This window comes from Pedobacter sp. HDW13, assembly GCF_011303555.1.
Lineage (GTDB): Bacteria > Bacteroidota > Bacteroidia > Sphingobacteriales > Sphingobacteriaceae > Pedobacter.
The window spans coordinates 262,977-279,700 of sequence record NZ_CP049868.1 but is presented as its reverse complement, the minus strand read 5'-3'; the positions used below and the strand labels follow the sequence as shown (position 1 = coordinate 279,700).

Genomic DNA, 16,724 nt, shown 5'->3' with positions numbered 1-16,724 from the left:
TCAAATAGTAGAACGGTCAACTCATCTAAATGTCATATTCAACCGATCCACCTTTTTGACCAATATATCCTACCTTTCAACCTTTTTTTAGGTCAGATTCTGCGTTAAAATTGTGTTAACAAAACATCAGATAAAAGTGAAGGCTAGCGGCTTTTTGCTAATGGAATTGATGCGTTTGGTGTAAAATGATATGCTTAAACCAAGACAGAATAACAGCATTCGGCATGCGTAAAAAACTACAGGATAGAATTGCTTCATTTAAAGATGCAACACTTATAAAAGAAAAAGGATTGTACCCATATTTCAGGTCAATTGAATCGGCTCAGGATACCGAGGTGGTTATTAACGGGAAAAAAGTGCTCATGTTTGGCTCCAACTCCTATTTGGGACTTACCAATCACCCCGAAATTAAACAGGCTTCGAAAAATGCCATCGATAAGTATGGTACGGGTTGTGCAGGTTCGCGCTTTTTAAATGGTTCACTCGATATTCACCTGGAGCTGGAGCAACGGCTTGCAGCCTATGTAGGGAAGGAGGCGGCGGTACTGTTTAGTACAGGCTTTCAGGTAAACCTGGGGGTAATATCCTGCCTGCTCGATCGGAACGATTACCTCATTCTGGATGAGTACGACCATGCCTCTATTATAGACGGAAGCAGGCTTTCCTTTTCGAGGACGATAAAATACGCCCATAACGATATGGATGATTTGCGGAGTAAACTGAGCCGCTTACCGGCGGATTCGGCCAAACTCATCGTTTCTGACGGTATTTTTAGCATGGAAGGTGATTTGGTTAATTTACCCGAAATGGTCGAAATAGCCGACGAATATGGTGCAAACATCATGATGGATGATGCGCACAGTTTGGGGGTAATTGGTTTTAACGGGGCAGGTACTGCATCACATTTTAACCTTACCAATCAGGTAGACCTCATTATGGGAACTTTCAGTAAATCTTTGGCTTCATTAGGCGGTTTTATTGCCGGCAATACCGAAACCATCGAGTTTATTAAGCATCGGGCCCGCTCGCTGATGTTTAGTGCAAGTATGCCACCTTCGGCTGTAGCCAGTGTTATTGCTGCTCTCGATATTATAGAAAGAGAACCCGAGCGTATTGATAAACTTTGGGCCAATACCAATTATGCTAAACAGCTTTTGTTAGATGCCGGATTTGATATCGGTCACAGCAACAGCCCCATTATTCCGGTTTACATCAGGGATAATACAGCAACTTTTATGATCACGAACATCTTGCAGGAGAATGGCATATTCGTTAATCCGGTGGTATCGCCTGCAGTGCCTTCCGATTCTTCGCTAATCCGCTTTTCGCTTATGGCAACGCATAGTTTTGAGCAAATAGAAACGGCTGTTGAGAAATTGAAAGCGGCTTTTGTTGCGGTTAATGTTAACCTGTTAAACGTGAGGTTATGAGGGTAATTAAGCCAGTTTCGGATAAAAAAGATTTAAGGGCCTTTATTGATTTCCCACATACACTCTATGCCAGCGACCCCAATTATGTGCCCGAACTTTTTATTGCCCAAAGAGATTTACTTACACCGGGCAAACACCCGTTTTTTAAACATTCTACCATTGCGCTTTTTTTACTGATAGATGAAAATGAAATTGTCGGGCGTATTGCAGCCATCGAAAATACCCGCCACAATGAGGTTTATGATGCAACAGATGGTTTTTTCGGCTTTTTCGATTGTATAAATGATGAGGCGGCAGCTAAACAATTAATCCATACGGTACACCAATGGCTGGAGGCAAGGCAGCTTACGCGTGTACTTGGCCCAGTAAATTTTTCTACCAACGAGGTTTGTGGTTTATTGATTGAAGGTTTTGATGGGCCACCGGTTGCCATGATGCCCTACAACGCACCCTATTATTTGCCACTGCTCGAAAAAATGGGTTATGTAAAAAATGTAGATCTGCGGGCATATCGCTATACCGCCGGAAACTATAGCGACAGGTCGCTTAAGCTGATGGATCGGATTAAAGAAAGGCTGTTAAGAAACAACATCACCATTCGTACCATCAACATGAAAAAATTTGCTGAGGAACGTGATGCCTTACGCGAGGTGTATAACCGTGCCTGGGATAAAAATCTGGGTTTTGTGCCTATGAGCGATGCTGAATTTGAATACACCGCCAATGATCTTAAACTGATTCTCGATCCTAAATTCTGCATCATGGCCGAGCAGGATGGCAAGATTGTAGGTTTTGCACTGGCTATCCCTGATATCAATCAGGTACTGATCAAGATCAAAAGGGGAAGACTGTTTCCAACCGGGCTGATTAAGTTACTGGCCAATAAAAAGAAGATCGATGGCATCAGGATTATGCTGCTTGGTGTGGTAGATGGTTACCGGAAGATAGGGATAGAAGCCTGTCTTTATGGTGAAATTATCAGGCACTTTTTGGAAAAGAAAATGAAATATGCCGAGGCCAGCTGGACACTCGACCACAACGATATGGTAAACAGGCCCATTGAAGATATTGGCGGAAAACTGTACCGTAAGTATCGAATTCTGGAAAGAAACCTATGAAAAAGCGGATTTTAATTACCGGGGCTACAGGTTTTGTTGGCTTTCATTTAATTGAAGCTGCCTTGGCAAAGGGGCTGGAAGTGTTTGCCAATGTACGTAAATCGAGCCAAACCGCGCATTTGCAAGGCTTAGGGATCAATTTTGTGGAGCTAGACTTCGAATCGATTTACCAGATGGCGAAGCATGTGCAGGAGTATAAATACGATTATGTGATCCACGCTGCAGCAGTAACCAAAGCCGAAAACCTCGATCAATATCATAAATATAATGCAGGCTATACCCGTAATCTGGCCATTGCGGTAGCGCAGGCAGCACATCAGGTAGAAAAGTTTGTGTTTGTAAGTAGCCTCGCTGCATTGGGACCATTAAAAAACGCAGGTAGTCAATTGAGCGATAACGGAGCATCAAACCCGGTAACCCATTATGGTAAAAGCAAAGCTTTGGCCGAAACCTATTTGCAGCATATCGATAACCTGCCCTGGCTGGTGTTTCGGCCAACGGCGGTGTACGGCCCGCGGGAGCGCGAAATATTGATGGTAATTAAAGCCATAAACAGAGGCCTGGAGGTGTACATGGGCGATAAAGAACAGCAACTCAGCTTTGTTTATGTAAAAGACCTGGCTCAAATTATGGTCAGCTCGCTGCAATCGGCAATGGTTAACAAAAGTTACAATGTTTCTGATGGGCATGTTTATGGCCGGTCGGCTTTTGCTGAACACGCAAGGGCGATTATGCAAAAGAGAACATTTAAAGTACAGGTACCTCTGTCGCTAATTAAAGGAATTGCCTGGAGCCTTGAAAAAGGGTATAAGCTGATCCGTAAAATGCCAACACTAAACATCGATAAAGTGAACGAGCTCACGGGCATTAACTGGAGCTGCGACATTAAAAATATTAAAAACGACCTCGGTTACAGTCCGCAATACCAGCTGCAACAAGGTTTGGAAGAAACAATAAAATGGTATCAGATTAACAAATGGTTATAAGTATTTAAATAAGATAAGATGACAGAACAAGTAAAATCAGCAAATGGCAAACTTGGAATATTAATGCCAGGCCTAGGTGCAGTAGCTACAACCATGATTTCTGGTGTAGCAGCAGTGAAAAAAGGATTATCAAAACCAATTGGCTCGCTTACGCAGATGGGTACGATCCGCATTGGCAAACGTACAGAGAAGAAAGAACCTAAAATTAAAGATTTTGTTCCTTTGGCGGCACTGGAGGATTTGGTTTTTGGCGGTTGGGACGTTTACGAAGATAACGTTTATGAGGCGGCCATGAACGCACGCGTATTGGATGCCAATTTATTGCGCGATGTAAAAGAAGAATTGCAGGCCATTAAACCCATGCGTGCTGCTTTTGATCGCAACTATGTTAAAAACCTGGACGGCAAATATGTAAAAGATATCGATAACCGTTACGAACTTGCACTGGCAGTGATGGACGATATTAAAAACTTTAAGGCCGATAACAATTGCGACCGCATTGTACTGGTTTGGTGTGGTTCTACCGAAATTTATTTTGAGCCTTCGGAAGTGCACAGTTCGCTGGCTGCTTTTGAGCAGGGATTAAAAGACAACGATTCGCGTATTGCCCCAAGTATGATTTATGCTTATGCCGCTTTAAAACTCGGTATTCCTTTTGCCAATGGCGCGCCTAACTTAACGGTCGATATTCCGGCCCTGATTGAGCTGGCTAAAGAAACCAATACGCCGATTGCCGGAAAAGATTTTAAAACCGGACAAACCCTAATGAAAACCATTCTGGCTCCAGGCCTTGCAGCCCGGTCGCTGGGTGTAAACGGTTGGTTTTCGGATAATATTTTAGGTAACCGCGATGGTTTGGTACTTGATGATCCGGATAACTTTAAAACCAAAGAGGTATCTAAACTAGGCGTGCTTGAAGATATTTTTAAACCAGAAATCAATGCCGATTTATATGGCGATATGTACCACAAAATCAGGATCAATTACTATCCGCCTCATGGCGATAATAAAGAGAGCTGGGATAACATCGATATTTTTGGCTGGTTAGGTTATAAAATGCAGATCAAAATCAATTTCCTTTGCCGCGATTCGATTTTAGCTGCCCCAATTGTATTGGATTTAGCCTTGTTTATCGATTTGGCCAAACGTGCAAACCTTTCAGGTATTCAGGAATGGCTTTCGTTCTACTTAAAATCGCCGCAAACCATTCCGGGAGTACCTGCAGAGAACGATATTTTCAAGCAGTTAATTAAGCTTCAAAATACTTTACGCTACATTATGGGCGAAGAGCTGATTACCCATTTAGGGCAGGATTACGAAGAAGAAGTGGTAGAAACGGCATAGTGTTTTTTCACAAGTTCATATCTACAGCCCTGGGTATAGGCTACATTGGCAAGGGGGCAGGTACCGTCGCTGCGGCGGTTACCTGCGTCCTCTGGTGGTTTTTACAAACGCCGTACACCAATCCGCACCTCTGGCCTTTTTTATCATCCATATTTATTTTGCTGATTGGTGTAATTACAGCCGATGAGGTAGAAAAAGTATGGGGCAAAGACCACCAAAGGGTAGTGATAGATGAAGTAGCCGGAATGGGCATAGCTTTGCTTTGTGTGCCGTTAAAATGGCCGTATTACCTCATGGCGTTAATCCTTTTCAGGTTTTTCGACATTGCCAAGCCTTTTTACATCCGGCATCTGGAAGTACTACCAGGTGGCTGGGGTGTAATGGCTGATGATGTACTGGCAGGGATTTATGCCAATGTGGTTTTGCAGGGTATTATCCTTTTAGGCCTGTTTTAGTATGCTTATCTTTTTAAAAGCCCAGGCTTCTTCGTTAACGGCTTCGGCAACCGATTTTTTAATCACAGCCTTAACCGTAAGCATTTTCGGTTGGTGGTACCTGGCCGGAAGCATGATCGGAACAATTTCGGGGGAGCTGTTAATTTTTACATCAACCGGAATTGGGTTTTTAATGCCAGCTCAGCAGCAATGAAGAAACAAATCATCAGATATATGCTGGTATGGCTGGGCAATTTATTACTGGTAACCTTTTTCGTTTACCTGCTTACCCGTTTTTTCAATCTCAATTACCTGTTCTCCAAAATAGCCGTTTCCGTAGTAATGGGACTCAGCTATAATTATTATATGCAAAAGCAGTTTATTTTTCCCGTAAAATGAAAGTTATTTATTCATTTTTTATAGTCTTGGTTTGGGTTGCAACAGGTTTAAGTGCTTTTGCACAGAAAACAGTTGTTACCGGTAATGTGCGCGATGCCGTTTCCAAAGAGCCGCTACCTTACGTATCTGTATTTTTTAAAGGCACTACTATCGGAACCCAAACCGACCTTAACGGGAATTATGCGCTCAGTTCGTCGAGCCAGCAAGAAGGATTGAGCTTTAATTATATCGGCTACATTACCTTGTCGAAAAACATAATGCCGGGTTTTGAGCAAAAACTGGATGTTGCGCTAGTACCCGATGCAAAAGCACTGGGTGAAGTTACTGTGGTGGCTGGTAAAAAAGCGCGTTACCGCAATAAAGATAACCCGGCCGTTGAACTGATCAGGCAGGTAATTGCCCACAGGGAAGAAAACCGGATTAGCAATTTCAATACAGCCGCCTTCAGGCAGTATGATAAAATGCTTTTTTCGATGAGCAATGTATCCGAAAAATTTAAAAATAAGCGCATTTTCAGAAATTATCAGTTTCTTTTTCAGCAGCAGGATTCTACCTTAATTGGTGGTAAAAACCTGTTGCCCATTTATATACAGGAGAAATTAACCGATAAATATTTTGCCAGCGATCCAACACGGAACAAATCGGTTATCATTGGCGAGAAACAGGTTAATTTCGATCAGCAGCTGGTTGATAACAACGGCATGAAGGTTTATTTCGAACGCATGTACCAGGATATTGATATTTATAAAAACAATATCTCGGTGATCAGCAACGAGTTTTTAAGCCCGATTGCCAATGCTGCACCTTCTTTCTATAAGTTTTTTATTACCGATACCATTAAAACAGGTCACGGAGAGGTAATTGAACTTGCTTTTACCCCAGAAACGGTACTGATATGCTTTTTGAAGGGAAATTATATGTGAGCAACGATTCGCATTTTGCCGTTACAGGAGTATCGATGGGGGTAAATAAAAACATCAACCTTAATTTCGTAAGGGCTTTAAAAATTGATCTGGATTTTGAACCCACGCTTTCGGGCAAATACAGTTTAGCCAAAAGCAAGCTAATTGCCGATTTTGGACTGGGCAAAACCAAGGGGATGGGCTTTACAGGTGAGCGTTCTTCGACCTATAAAAATTACCAATACGATATTAAACTACCCGATACTATTTTTCAGGGTAGGAGTATTGTATCGGTTGCAGGCGCCTCTGCCCGCGATGATCAGTATTGGGAAAAGAACCGATTAGATCCGTTATCAAAAGAACAGGCAAAGATCTACCACAACATCGATACCCTTCAAAAAATACCTTCTTTTCAGCGTACGGTAAAAATTGCGACGCTGCTTTTTGCCGGCTATGGTAACCTTGGTCCATACGAAATCGGCCCTGTTAATACCTTTTACAGCTTTAACAATGTAGAGGGGTTTCGACTGCGCTTTGGTGGCCGCACTACACCCGAACTCAGCAAGCGGTTTTATTTTGAAAATTATGCCGCTTATGGTTTCAAAGATGAAAAGTGGAAATTTTTTCTTTCCGCAACCTATTCCATTAACAACAAATCCATTTATCAGTTCCCACAAAATTATGTGCGGGCAAGCTTTCAGCGCGATACGAAAATTCCTGGTCAGGAGCTGCAGTTTGTGCAGGAAGACAACTTTCTCCTGTCGTTTAAGCGTGGATTAAATGATATGTTGCTCTACAACGATTTTTACCGCCTGGATTATGTGCATGAGTACGAAAATCACTTTTCTTATGCTTTTGGGTTTAAAAAGTGGAGCCAAACACCTGCAGGAGGTTTGAACTATCAGGCCAATGGTGGCGGATTTATTAACCGCTTAACCACCAGTGAGCTTTCGCTCGCTTTGCGTTATGCGCCTAACGAAAAGTTTATCCAGGGCAAAATTTACCGTGTACCCATTGCCGATCGTTATCCGGTATTTAACCTGCGTTACACGGCCGGAATAAAAGGATTGTTGGGTGGCGAATACAATTACCATAACCTTACCGGAAGCGTAGATAAGCGCTTTTATCTTTCGCAGCTGGGTTACAGCGATGTTACTTTCGAAGGCAGTTATATTGCTGGCAGGGTGCCTTTTCCATTACTAGCGATCCATCGGGCTAACCAAACCTATGCCTATCAGCTCAATTCGTATAACCTGATGAATTTCCTGGAGTTTGTGAGCGATCACTACGTAAGCATTAACATCGACCATAATTTTAACGGGTTTTTCTTCAACAAATTACCGCTAATCAAAAAGCTGAAACTAAGAGAAGTGGTTTCGTTCAAAGCGCTTTACGGTGGTTTACGCGATGAAAATAACCCGGCATTCGGCAGTGGTCTTTACCAGTTGCCGGCATTCGATAATGGTTTGCAGAGAACCTATTCGCTGGGCAAAGAACCTTATATGGAAGGTAGTGTGGGCATTGGCAATATTTTTAAATTATTGAGGGTTGATCTGGTTAGGCGTTTTACTTATCTGGATAATCCGGAGGTGGCTAAATGGGGGATCAGGGCAAGGGTTAAATTTGATTTTTAAATAAAAATATATGGAAAGCGTAAAATTAAGAGATCGCCTTCAGTTGGCTATTTACAAGGTGATTAATCCCTTTGTAAAAGGACTCATTAAAATAGGCTTAACGCCCAATATGGTAACCAGCATTGGTCTGGTACTGAACATTGGTGTGGCCGTAATTTTTGTACTTGGTGCCGAAAAATCTAACCGTGGCGACATGTCGTACATTGGTTGGGGCGGTGCATTGGTGCTTTTTGCCGGCCTTTTCGATATGCTGGATGGCCAGGTGGCTCGCCTGGGCAACATGAGCTCCCGGTTTGGGGCACTGTACGATTCGGTACTCGATCGCTACAGCGAAATGATTATGTTTCTGGGCATTTGCTATTATCTGGTAGCGCACCATTATTTTTTAAGTTCGCTGTTTGCGTTTATTGCGCTTATTGGTTCTATGATGGTGAGCTATACCCGCGCCCGGGCAGAAGGTTTGGGCGTTGAGTGTAAAGGAGGATTGATGCAGCGGCCGGAAAGGGTAGTAACCATTGGTGTATTTGCTATTGCCTGCGGGGTAACAGGACATTTTATAGGTGGCGATTATAAAATCTACCTGCCGGGTATTTCCTTTCATGTATTTGAAACCATGTCGGTTTTTACTTTACCCATTACTTTAATGGCAGTTTTAACCAATATTACAGCCGTTAGGCGCTTGCAGGAGGCCAAAAAAGGCCTGGAAGCACAGGAGCGAAATGAAAAAAAGACCAGTAATAAAGCCGCTTTGGTGGCAGCTGCACTGCTAGCTTTAGGCCTGGGTGCATTGGCTCCGGTAAAAGCAATGGCACAGGGCGATAATCCTTCACCCATTGTTTTTCCTACCCCGAAGGCATTGCCAATCAGCTTTTCTATTTACAACGCGATCCCAATACCAATACCATTGTTTGCCAGTTGAATGTGGATAAACATGGTGAGGTGAATAAAGAGCAGCCGATTAATGTTTTCTGGATGCGTTACGACGATAAAGGAGAGAAGAAAGAACTCAGCTACATACAGCGCAAATTTGCCTATGGCATTGTGAGTAAAGATTTAGGCAACGGGCAATTCGAACTCCGGTTTGTTTCGCACAAAAAGCTGCCCATGTATCTGCGAAAATCTACAGCCGATAAAAAATACCATGTTTACGCCACCATCAACGATAAAAAGATGGAGATAGATCGCATATTCCTGCGCATAGAAGGGGCACTTTCTGGTTCCCGAACGTAAAATATGTAGAAATAAAAGGGCGCGATGCAGCAGCCCCAGTCAAGCAATTTACAGAAAGGATCAAAATATAAGGTATGAAGAAGAATTTTGTATCCAACAGCACCGCATCGGTAAGGATGTTTAAAAGCGATTTGATGGAAAGCCTTTCGAAAGTTCGTTTTTATGTGCCTTTAATTGTTTATGTTCCGGTTATAGCCTTTCTGAGCTATAAGTCGCTGTGGCAAAACGACATGGCCTTTGTTAATTTCGCAGCATGGTTGCTGTTCGGATTGGGGATATGGACCATTACCGAATATTTTCTGCACCGGTATGTGTTTCACTTCGAACCCAAATCGGACTGGGGGCAGCGCATCCATTTTATTTTTCATGGCGTACACCACGATTACCCTAACGATGCCAAAAGATTGGTGATGCCGCCTTCTGCCAGTATTCCCATGGCTTTGGGCTTTTACTTCCTGTTCGACTGGCTGCTTCCACAAAATTGTGAATATCCATTTTTTATCGGCTTTATGATCGGATATTTGTTTTACGATATGGTGCACTATGCGCTTCACCATGCCAGTTTTAAAAGCGGTTTCTGGAAAAAATTGAAACAGCACCACATGTTGCATCATTATTCCGATTCGACCAAAGGCTATGGCGTAAGCTGGACATTCTGGGACCATATATTTCGCTCAAATTTTGATAAGAAGCAGGATGGAAGAACAACAGGCCACTAAAGGCTTTTACCACCGCAGTTTCGTTTACACTTCGATAGCCATTTCGGTGGGCTATTTATTGCTTTCCTTGTTGCTGGTTGGTTTTAAAACAGATCAGCTGGTGCTGGTTTTCATCTTTAACGTCTTGTTCTTTTTTTCAAAAGCAACACGGAAATTTATTCTGGGTTTTTCTATTTTTATCGTGTACTGGATCCTTTTCGATTATATGAAGGCATTCCCGAATTACCGCTACAATGCTGTGCATATCGAAGATCTTTATGATGCGGAGAAACGCATTTTTGGGATCAACCTGCATGGCTTGATGGTGACCCCAAACGAATTTTGGAAAATAAACAGCAATGCTTTTTTAGATGTATTAACCGGCCTGTTCTATCTGATGTGGGTTCCAGTACCCTTAGCGTTTGCAGTATATTTATTTTTTAAAAAGAAGTTTGAGTTTGTGCATTTTTCGCTGGTATTTGTTTGGGTAAACCTGCTCGGCTTTGTTGTTTATTACCTTTTTCCGGCTGCACCGCCCTGGTACGTACAGGAGCACGGTTTTGTACTCATACCCGGTACCCCCGGAAATACAGCAGGCTTAGCCCGATTCGATCAGTTTTTTAACATTACACTATTTAAAGGAATTTACAGCAAAGGCTCTAACGTTTTTGCAGCAATGCCATCTTTACACTCTGCCTATCCGGTTATTGTAGTGTATTATGCACTCAAAAATAAACTGGGAGCCATTAATGTATTTTTTGTAACGGTAATGCTCGGTATCTGGTTTTCGGCCATTTACAGCAGTCACCATTATTCGTTAGATGTGCTGGCTGGAATAAGTTGCGCCATACTAGGCATTGTTTCCTTTCAGTTTCTTGTGAAAAAGACTCCGCTGAAGCATTTGGTGGCCGCCATGGTGAAGAAAATTACTTAAAATGCCTGGATTTTGTGTTTGGTTTGAAGCCAGGTATGGCAGGGGATAGCTGCGCTGTTTTTTCTTGAAAAAGACTGTTTTTCCGCTATGCGAAAAATAAAATTTAATTCCTGTGTATTGCAATATTGGTAATTCAATTCGGATAAACTTATTTTTTTTGTCAATTTCTTAACGTAAAGCGCTGATAATTTAATGTTTGCAATAAATCTACTATATCTATAGATAATATAGATATATTTATATATTTGCAGAGTCAATGTTACACATAACAATATGAATCAACTTTACATTAACAATGCTAAACTGCCTGTACTTAAATCTGAAACTGTTTTAAGCCTTGCTGAAATTTGTTGTAGTACTGATTCCATGCGTTGTTGTATGTGCATGTAAACATTAGCGCTCGCCACAAACATTATTCAGTATATCCTTATTTTCTTTTTTATGAATCCCCTTTTCAGGAAGGTTATAATCAGCTTTTTGATTATTTTTCTGGCCTACTTTTTTTTGAACTTTAAGCAAACCGAGCCTGCTGTAAAGCCACATCCGCTGGCTACTGCAACTGCATTGTGCTGTTCATCTAAGCTTCCAAACCGTTATGGCATAAAAATTACCACGAATACCAGGGTTTTCGATAGAACGAAAGAAATAGCTAAATCATACAATAACCACGATGCAGCGATAAGAGATATTTCCTTTTGGTTTAATGCCAGCCATGAGCTAACCGTGAAAATAAAACCAACAGAGAATAGAAGCCTGGGGCACCTGGGCTTCAGCTGCATCAAAGATAAATAACCAGATTGCTAACTTATAAACTAATCACAAATGAACTGTAGCAAATAAAAAAAGGGAAAAACTTTCATTTTTCCCTCCGAACCAAATAAATTTTCGAACCAGGTTCTCAATTGGCGTTGGCCCTGATTCAAATGGTAACTTAATTCTAAACAAAATTATGCAAAATTTCTATGAAGTACATGCCGGGGGCATGCTTACTTCAAAATTTCCTACACCAAACTTTAGGAAGCTATTTCCTGCGCATACAGGCGGGAAAGAAAGCAGGATCTTCGGCTTCTTAATTTTATTCATGTTGTGCGCATTTACAAAAAATGCAGTTGCGCAAACCACCCCGCTCATTAATTCTACTTTAACCGGAACGGTAAGAGATGCCAAAACCGGCGAAACCCTGCCGGGGGTAAATGTGAGTATTAACGGAACTACACATACCGCATTAACTGATAATAATGGCATTTTCCGTTTCATAACCGGTCAAAAATTCCCTTACACCCTAACTATCAGTTTTGTTGGCTATAAATCTTTACAAATTGTGGCCAATGGCTCGCCCATCGAAGTAAAGCTCGAAGAACAGGTAAATACACTTAACAATGTGGTGGTAGTGGGTTACGGTACGCAGAAAAAAAGCGATTTTACCGGATCGCTTTCGTCAGTGCCAACCGAGTTGAAAAACGTTCCGGTGGCTTCGCCCGACCGGCTGATTCAGGGAGCAATTTCAGGGGCACAGGTTACCCAGTCGAGCGGTCAGCCCGGTGGTGGTGTGTCTATTCGTGTACGTGGCGGAACCTCTATAAACGCTGGTAACGAACCTTTATATGTGATTGATGGTTTTCCGGTTTATAACGGCGATGCTACTGTTGACGCAGGGATTACCAACGGACCGGCCATTAACCCGCTATCGGCAATCAATCCGGCCGATATCGAATCAATCGATGTACTTAAAGATGCTTCTGCAACAGCCATATATGGCTCTCGTGGTGCAAACGGGGTAATTCTGATTACTACCAAAAGAGGGAGTAAAAACAGCTTCTCTATTAATTACAGTGGTTATTATGGCAAACAAAAAGTAAGCAAAAGAATTGCTTTGCTGAATGCCCGCGAATGGGGCGCTTTAAAAAATGATGCCCTTACCGATGCCGGCAAAGCGCCATTTTATACACAGGCGCAGTTAGATCAGCTTGGCGAAGGAACCAATTGGCAAGGCGAGGCTTTTAGAACAGCACCGGTACAAAACCACAGTCTTTCGATATCATCGGGCAATGAAAAAACACGTTTATTGCTTTCAGGAAATTACTTTAAGCAGGAGGGGGTAATTTTAAACAGCGGTTTTGACCGGTATTCGGCAAAGCTGAATGTAGACCAAGAAGTAAATTCGAAATTTAAAGTAGGCGTTTATCTGAATGGAAGCACCACCCGTGCCGATGTTGCACCAAGCGGTATTGTTGCCAATATTCTATCCATGGTGCCTGTAGTGCCGGTAAAAGATGCCAATGGCAATTTTACAGCCAACAGCAGTTTCGGCGCTACCGTAGCCAACCCCATAGCAACCCTAAGCCTGCAAACCAACGAAACCAAAACAACCCGCGTGCTGGCTAACAGCTTTGGAGAATATACCATTATTGAGGGCTTAACAGCTAAGGTTTCCTTAGGTACCGACATCATTAACAACAAGCAGAACAGGTTTCTGCCTTCTACACTTTACGAAAGCCTTCCGGGGGAAATGCATCAATCGGTTCCTTATCTACTTTGAACTGGTTAAACGAAAATACTATCAACTACAAGAAAAGAATTGCCGAAAAACACAGCTTTGAAGTACTTTTAGGTAATACGCAACAAAAATCGGTTACCGAAATCTTTACCGCCGGTGCTTCAAATTTTGTTAGCGATGCCTTTAAATACAATAACCTGGGCTCGGGTACTGTGCTTACCACCCCAACTTCATTAAAAACAGAATGGGCGCTGCAATCTTTTCTCGCCAGGGTTAATTATGCTTACGATAACAAATACCTGTTAACCTTAACCGCCCGTGCCGATGGCTCGTCGAGGTTTGGTATTAACAATAAATGGGGAACATTCCCATCAGCAGCCATTGCCTGGAATGCTTCGAACGAAAAATTCCTCCAGGATGTTAAAGCCATCAGCTCCCTTAAATTCCGCTTTAGTGCCGGGGTAACGGGCAATCAGGAAATCGATCCTTACCGTTCACTTTCGCGCTTATCGAGTTACCAGTACACTTTTGCCAATACACTGGTTAATGGTTTGGCCATTGCCAGCTTTGCAAACCCCGATTTAACCTGGGAAAAAACAGCACAGTACAATTTCGGTATCGATCTGGAACTGTTTTCGAACCGCATTCAGCTTACAACTGATATTTATTACAAAAGAACTTCCGATTTATTGTTAGAAGTGCCTGTGCCATACTCATCAAGCTTAACCAGTGCTTTCCAAAACCTGGGGGTGGTGAGAAACAAAGGCGTAGAGCTTGGACTTAAAACCGTCAACTTTCAGGGCGATTTTAACTGGACAACCAACCTCATATTTTCTGCCAACAGGAATAAAATCCTTACGCTGGGTGGTTCTCCTTATTTCTTTGTTACCGATCCGGCAAGCCCAACCACTTTACCTACACAGATTATTAAAGTTGGCGAATCGGTTGGTGCGTTTTATATGTACGAGGCAGATGGGGTTAATCCGGCCAATGGTTTACAAAAATACAAAGACCTTAATGGCGATGGCCTGATTACACAAGATGCCGATCGTAAAATTGTGGGCAGCTCGCAACCCAAATTTTTGGCCAGTATCACCAATACTTTCAGGTACCAGAATTTCGATCTCTCTGTTTTTTTTAATGCATCGTACGGCAACAAAATTTTTAACTGGACACGGGCCAACTTAGAAACCGGTACTGGTTACACTGGTGCGGTGGCCACATTGCTCGATCGATGGACACCATCAAACCGGAATACAGATGTACATAAAGCCATAGAAAACCCGGCAGTAACCATTTCTGACCGTTTTGTAGAAGATGGATCATTTATCAGGCTAAAAAATGTTACCCTGGGTTACAGCTTGCCAAGCCATTTGCTTTCTAAGCTGAAACTAAGCGGACTACGGGTTTATGTATCGGGCAGCAACCTGTACACCTGGACCAATTATACCGGTTACGATCCTGAGGTGAGCACCAACGGACAAAATTCGATAAGTACAGGGATGGATAGGGCAGCTTATCCAAATGCACGCTCAATACAAGGAGGCATCAGCCTGACGCTTTAATTTTTCAACATTTAATTTTTATTGCGATGAAAATAAAATATTTACCCCTGGCCATTGTGCTTGCCAGTCTTTCAGCTTGTGTAAAACTGGATGAAAGCCCAAAATCATTTATCTCTCCCGAGCAATTTTATAAAACAGCTGGCGATGCAATTTCCGCTGTGAATGCCATTTATTATCCCATGGTTGACAACAGCACCGGAGCGCAACCCATCTACAACAGGCTGTTTTACACCGGGCTAGATTTCCTTACCGACGATCTGGACGCAGGGCCGGGCTCGCCAAATGCAGAAGTAAGGGCATTGGCCAAGCTCACCCACGCATCAACCAACTTACGCATCCAGCAAATCTGGACAGAACATTACGAAGGGATTAACAAGGCCAATATTGCCCTCGAAAGAATCCCTGCCATTGAAATGGATGGAAAGCTTAAAAACCGTTTGCTGGGCGAAGCCAGATTTTTGAGAGGCTTTTATTATTTCAATTTGGTAAGGCTTTACGGCGATGTTCCCTTGCTGTTAAAAGACCAAACACAGTTAAGTCTGGCCGAATTGCAGGTACCACGCACGCCTAAGGAGCAGGTTTTTCTGCAGATTATTAACGATCTGGAAACTGCCGTATCCTTATTTAAAGCCGCATCGGCAGGCGAAGCCGGCAGGGCAACCGAAGGTGCTGCGGTATCGCTTTTATCAAAAGTGTATTTAACGCGCCGCGATTGGGCAAATGCGGTGAAATATGCCGATGCAGTAATTAATGGTTCATACGGTTATGCCTTGTTTGATGATTATGCACAGGTTTTTCTGCCGGCGTATAAAAATGGCAAAGAGCATATTTTTTCTGCACAGATAAAAGGAAGTACAATTAGTACCGGGCATTTAATCACCTCGAGCGATATTCGTTCGGGTGTACCCGGATTAAAGGGCTCGTACGGCAATCAACTGGCTTTTTATACCGTTGGCAGCGATAATTTCTTTAGCCTGTACAAACTGTATTCGGCTAAGGATAAAAGGAAACGGACATCATTTGTTACTTACTATATCAGTCCAACCGACGGGAAAAAATATGCAACCATTAATGCTCCCGGCGATTCAGTGCCTTTCATTAACAAAAACTGGGATCCCAACTACGCCAGTACCGGAAACTCTGATGCGAACATGAACATCCTGCGTTATGCAGAGGTTATTTTAATTGATGCAGAGGCCGAAAACGAACTCAATGGTCCAACCACGAAGGCCTACGGTGCCATCAATAAAATCAGAAAAAGGGCAGGATTGGCTGATTTAACTACCGGATTAACCAAAGATCAGTTCAGGGATTCTGTTTACCTCGACCGCAGGTTAGAGCTGGTAGGCGAGTGCCAGCGCTATTTCGATCTGATCAGGCAAACAGGTACAGAAGTTACGGGCGTTGGTCCGGAGGGGAAAGGTATTTTGCTTAAAAACCTGAAACTGGTAGGCAAAAACAATGTAGCCGCACGCCACTATTTGTACGCCATTCCACAGGGCGAAATAGACAGAAACCCAAAACTTACCCAAAACCCAGGCTGGTAAAAAGAA

17 protein-coding genes are annotated in these 16,724 nt (G+C 42.7%); all 17 read left to right on the top strand.

The annotated features are described in order from the left end of the window. Positions 1–224: 224 nt before the first annotated feature. The 17 genes from G7074_RS01190 (at position 225) to G7074_RS01125 (ending at position 16,718) form a co-directional block, all read left to right on the top strand. A complete protein-coding gene (locus G7074_RS01190; protein WP_124561186.1) occupies positions 225–1,430 on the top strand; it encodes a pyridoxal phosphate-dependent aminotransferase family protein in 1,206 nt (401 codons plus the stop codon). Next, positions 1,427–2,548 (top strand): hypothetical protein, encoded by a 1,122-nt coding sequence (locus G7074_RS01185; RefSeq protein ID WP_124561185.1) that lies wholly within the window; start codon positions 1,427–1,429, stop codon positions 2,546–2,548. Before G7074_RS01190 ends, G7074_RS01185 begins: the two co-directional genes overlap by 4 nt. Beyond that, a complete protein-coding gene (locus tag G7074_RS01180) occupies positions 2,545–3,534 on the top strand; it encodes an NAD(P)-dependent oxidoreductase (RefSeq protein WP_124561184.1) in 990 nt (329 codons plus the stop codon). Before G7074_RS01185 ends, G7074_RS01180 begins: the two co-directional genes overlap by 4 nt. An 18-nt stretch (positions 3,535–3,552) precedes the next feature. Then, positions 3,553–4,878, top strand: coding sequence for an inositol-3-phosphate synthase (locus G7074_RS01175; RefSeq protein WP_124561183.1), 1,326 nt, complete (start codon positions 3,553–3,555; stop codon positions 4,876–4,878). Beyond that, positions 4,878–5,333 (top strand): phosphatidylglycerophosphatase A, encoded by a 456-nt coding sequence (locus G7074_RS01170; RefSeq protein ID WP_199748384.1) that lies wholly within the window; start codon positions 4,878–4,880, stop codon positions 5,331–5,333. Before G7074_RS01175 ends, G7074_RS01170 begins: the two co-directional genes overlap by 1 nt. Before the next feature lies 1 nt (position 5,334). Further along, complete coding sequence (locus G7074_RS26890; protein WP_240916436.1) at positions 5,335–5,526, top strand: hypothetical protein; 192 nt, start codon at positions 5,335–5,337, stop codon at positions 5,524–5,526. Continuing rightward, on the top strand, positions 5,523–5,711 hold the full coding sequence (locus G7074_RS01165) for a hypothetical protein (RefSeq protein ID WP_240916435.1): 189 nt from the start codon (positions 5,523–5,525) through the stop codon (positions 5,709–5,711). The genes G7074_RS26890 and G7074_RS01165 overlap by 4 nt, the downstream gene beginning before the upstream one ends. Further along, positions 5,708–6,634, top strand: a complete 927-nt coding sequence (locus tag G7074_RS27805; RefSeq protein WP_370526589.1) for a carboxypeptidase-like regulatory domain-containing protein — start codon at positions 5,708–5,710, stop codon at positions 6,632–6,634. Before G7074_RS01165 ends, G7074_RS27805 begins: the two co-directional genes overlap by 4 nt. Next, complete coding sequence (locus G7074_RS27800; RefSeq protein WP_370526588.1) at positions 6,607–8,247, top strand: DUF5686 family protein; 1,641 nt, start codon at positions 6,607–6,609, stop codon at positions 8,245–8,247. Before G7074_RS27805 ends, G7074_RS27800 begins: the two co-directional genes overlap by 28 nt. A gap of 10 nt (positions 8,248–8,257) precedes the next feature. Beyond that, positions 8,258–9,166 carry a CDP-alcohol phosphatidyltransferase family protein gene (locus tag G7074_RS01155; RefSeq protein ID WP_166206303.1) on the top strand — a complete coding sequence of 303 codons (909 nt, stop codon included), beginning with the start codon at positions 8,258–8,260 and terminating at the stop codon, positions 9,164–9,166. A 2-nt stretch (positions 9,167–9,168) separates the two neighbouring features. After that, complete coding sequence (locus G7074_RS26885) at positions 9,169–9,477, top strand: DUF4833 domain-containing protein (RefSeq protein ID WP_240916434.1); 309 nt, start codon at positions 9,169–9,171, stop codon at positions 9,475–9,477. Between the two features lie 74 nt (positions 9,478–9,551). Then, a complete protein-coding gene (locus G7074_RS01145; protein ID WP_124561178.1) occupies positions 9,552–10,196 on the top strand; it encodes a sterol desaturase family protein in 645 nt (214 codons plus the stop codon). After that, entirely contained in the window at positions 10,174–11,109 is a 936-nt protein-coding gene (locus tag G7074_RS01140; protein WP_124561177.1) for a phosphatase PAP2 family protein, read from the top strand. The genes G7074_RS01145 and G7074_RS01140 overlap by 23 nt, the downstream gene beginning before the upstream one ends. A 441-nt stretch (positions 11,110–11,550) precedes the next feature. Next, positions 11,551–11,901 carry a hypothetical protein gene (locus G7074_RS01135; RefSeq protein ID WP_124561176.1) on the top strand — a complete coding sequence of 117 codons (351 nt, stop codon included), beginning with the start codon at positions 11,551–11,553 and terminating at the stop codon, positions 11,899–11,901. A 157-nt stretch (positions 11,902–12,058) separates the two neighbouring features. Next, the gene (locus G7074_RS27485; protein WP_205944139.1) at positions 12,059–13,648 is read left to right on the top strand and encodes a SusC/RagA family TonB-linked outer membrane protein; all 1,590 of its coding nucleotides are present in this window, start codon (positions 12,059–12,061) and stop codon (positions 13,646–13,648) included. Beyond that, positions 13,645–15,171: a SusC/RagA family TonB-linked outer membrane protein gene (locus G7074_RS27480; RefSeq protein ID WP_255456765.1), complete on the top strand. Its 1,527-nt coding sequence runs from the start codon at positions 13,645–13,647 to the stop codon at positions 15,169–15,171. Before G7074_RS27485 ends, G7074_RS27480 begins: the two co-directional genes overlap by 4 nt. Positions 15,172–15,197: 26 nt before the next feature. Further along, a complete protein-coding gene (locus G7074_RS01125; RefSeq protein ID WP_166206300.1) occupies positions 15,198–16,718 on the top strand; it encodes a RagB/SusD family nutrient uptake outer membrane protein in 1,521 nt (506 codons plus the stop codon). Positions 16,719–16,724: the final 6 nt, after the last annotated feature.

Bases quoted from the DNA above. Each gene is read 5' to 3' on its own strand.
- G7074_RS01190 (WP_124561186.1), top strand. From the start codon at position 225: ATGCGTAAAAAACTACAGGATAGAATTGCTTCATTTAAAGATGCAACA.
- G7074_RS01185 (WP_124561185.1), top strand. From the start codon at position 1,427: ATGAGGGTAATTAAGCCAGTTTCGGATAAAAAAGATTTAAGGGCCTTT.
- G7074_RS01180 (WP_124561184.1), top strand. From the start codon at position 2,545: ATGAAAAAGCGGATTTTAATTACCGGGGCTACAGGTTTTGTTGGCTTT.
- G7074_RS01175 (WP_124561183.1), top strand. From the start codon at position 3,553: ATGACAGAACAAGTAAAATCAGCAAATGGCAAACTTGGAATATTAATG.
- G7074_RS26890 (WP_240916436.1), top strand. From the start codon at position 5,335: ATGCTTATCTTTTTAAAAGCCCAGGCTTCTTCGTTAACGGCTTCGGCA.
- G7074_RS01165 (WP_240916435.1), top strand. From the start codon at position 5,523: ATGAAGAAACAAATCATCAGATATATGCTGGTATGGCTGGGCAATTTA.
- G7074_RS27805 (WP_370526589.1), top strand. From the start codon at position 5,708: ATGAAAGTTATTTATTCATTTTTTATAGTCTTGGTTTGGGTTGCAACA.
- G7074_RS27800 (WP_370526588.1), top strand. From the start codon at position 6,607: ATGCTTTTTGAAGGGAAATTATATGTGAGCAACGATTCGCATTTTGCC.
- G7074_RS01155 (WP_166206303.1), top strand. From the start codon at position 8,258: ATGGAAAGCGTAAAATTAAGAGATCGCCTTCAGTTGGCTATTTACAAG.
- G7074_RS01145 (WP_124561178.1), top strand. From the start codon at position 9,552: ATGAAGAAGAATTTTGTATCCAACAGCACCGCATCGGTAAGGATGTTT.
- G7074_RS01140 (WP_124561177.1), top strand. From the start codon at position 10,174: ATGGAAGAACAACAGGCCACTAAAGGCTTTTACCACCGCAGTTTCGTT.
- G7074_RS01135 (WP_124561176.1), top strand. From the start codon at position 11,551: ATGAATCCCCTTTTCAGGAAGGTTATAATCAGCTTTTTGATTATTTTT.
- G7074_RS27485 (WP_205944139.1), top strand. From the start codon at position 12,059: ATGCAAAATTTCTATGAAGTACATGCCGGGGGCATGCTTACTTCAAAA.
- G7074_RS01125 (WP_166206300.1), top strand. From the start codon at position 15,198: ATGAAAATAAAATATTTACCCCTGGCCATTGTGCTTGCCAGTCTTTCA.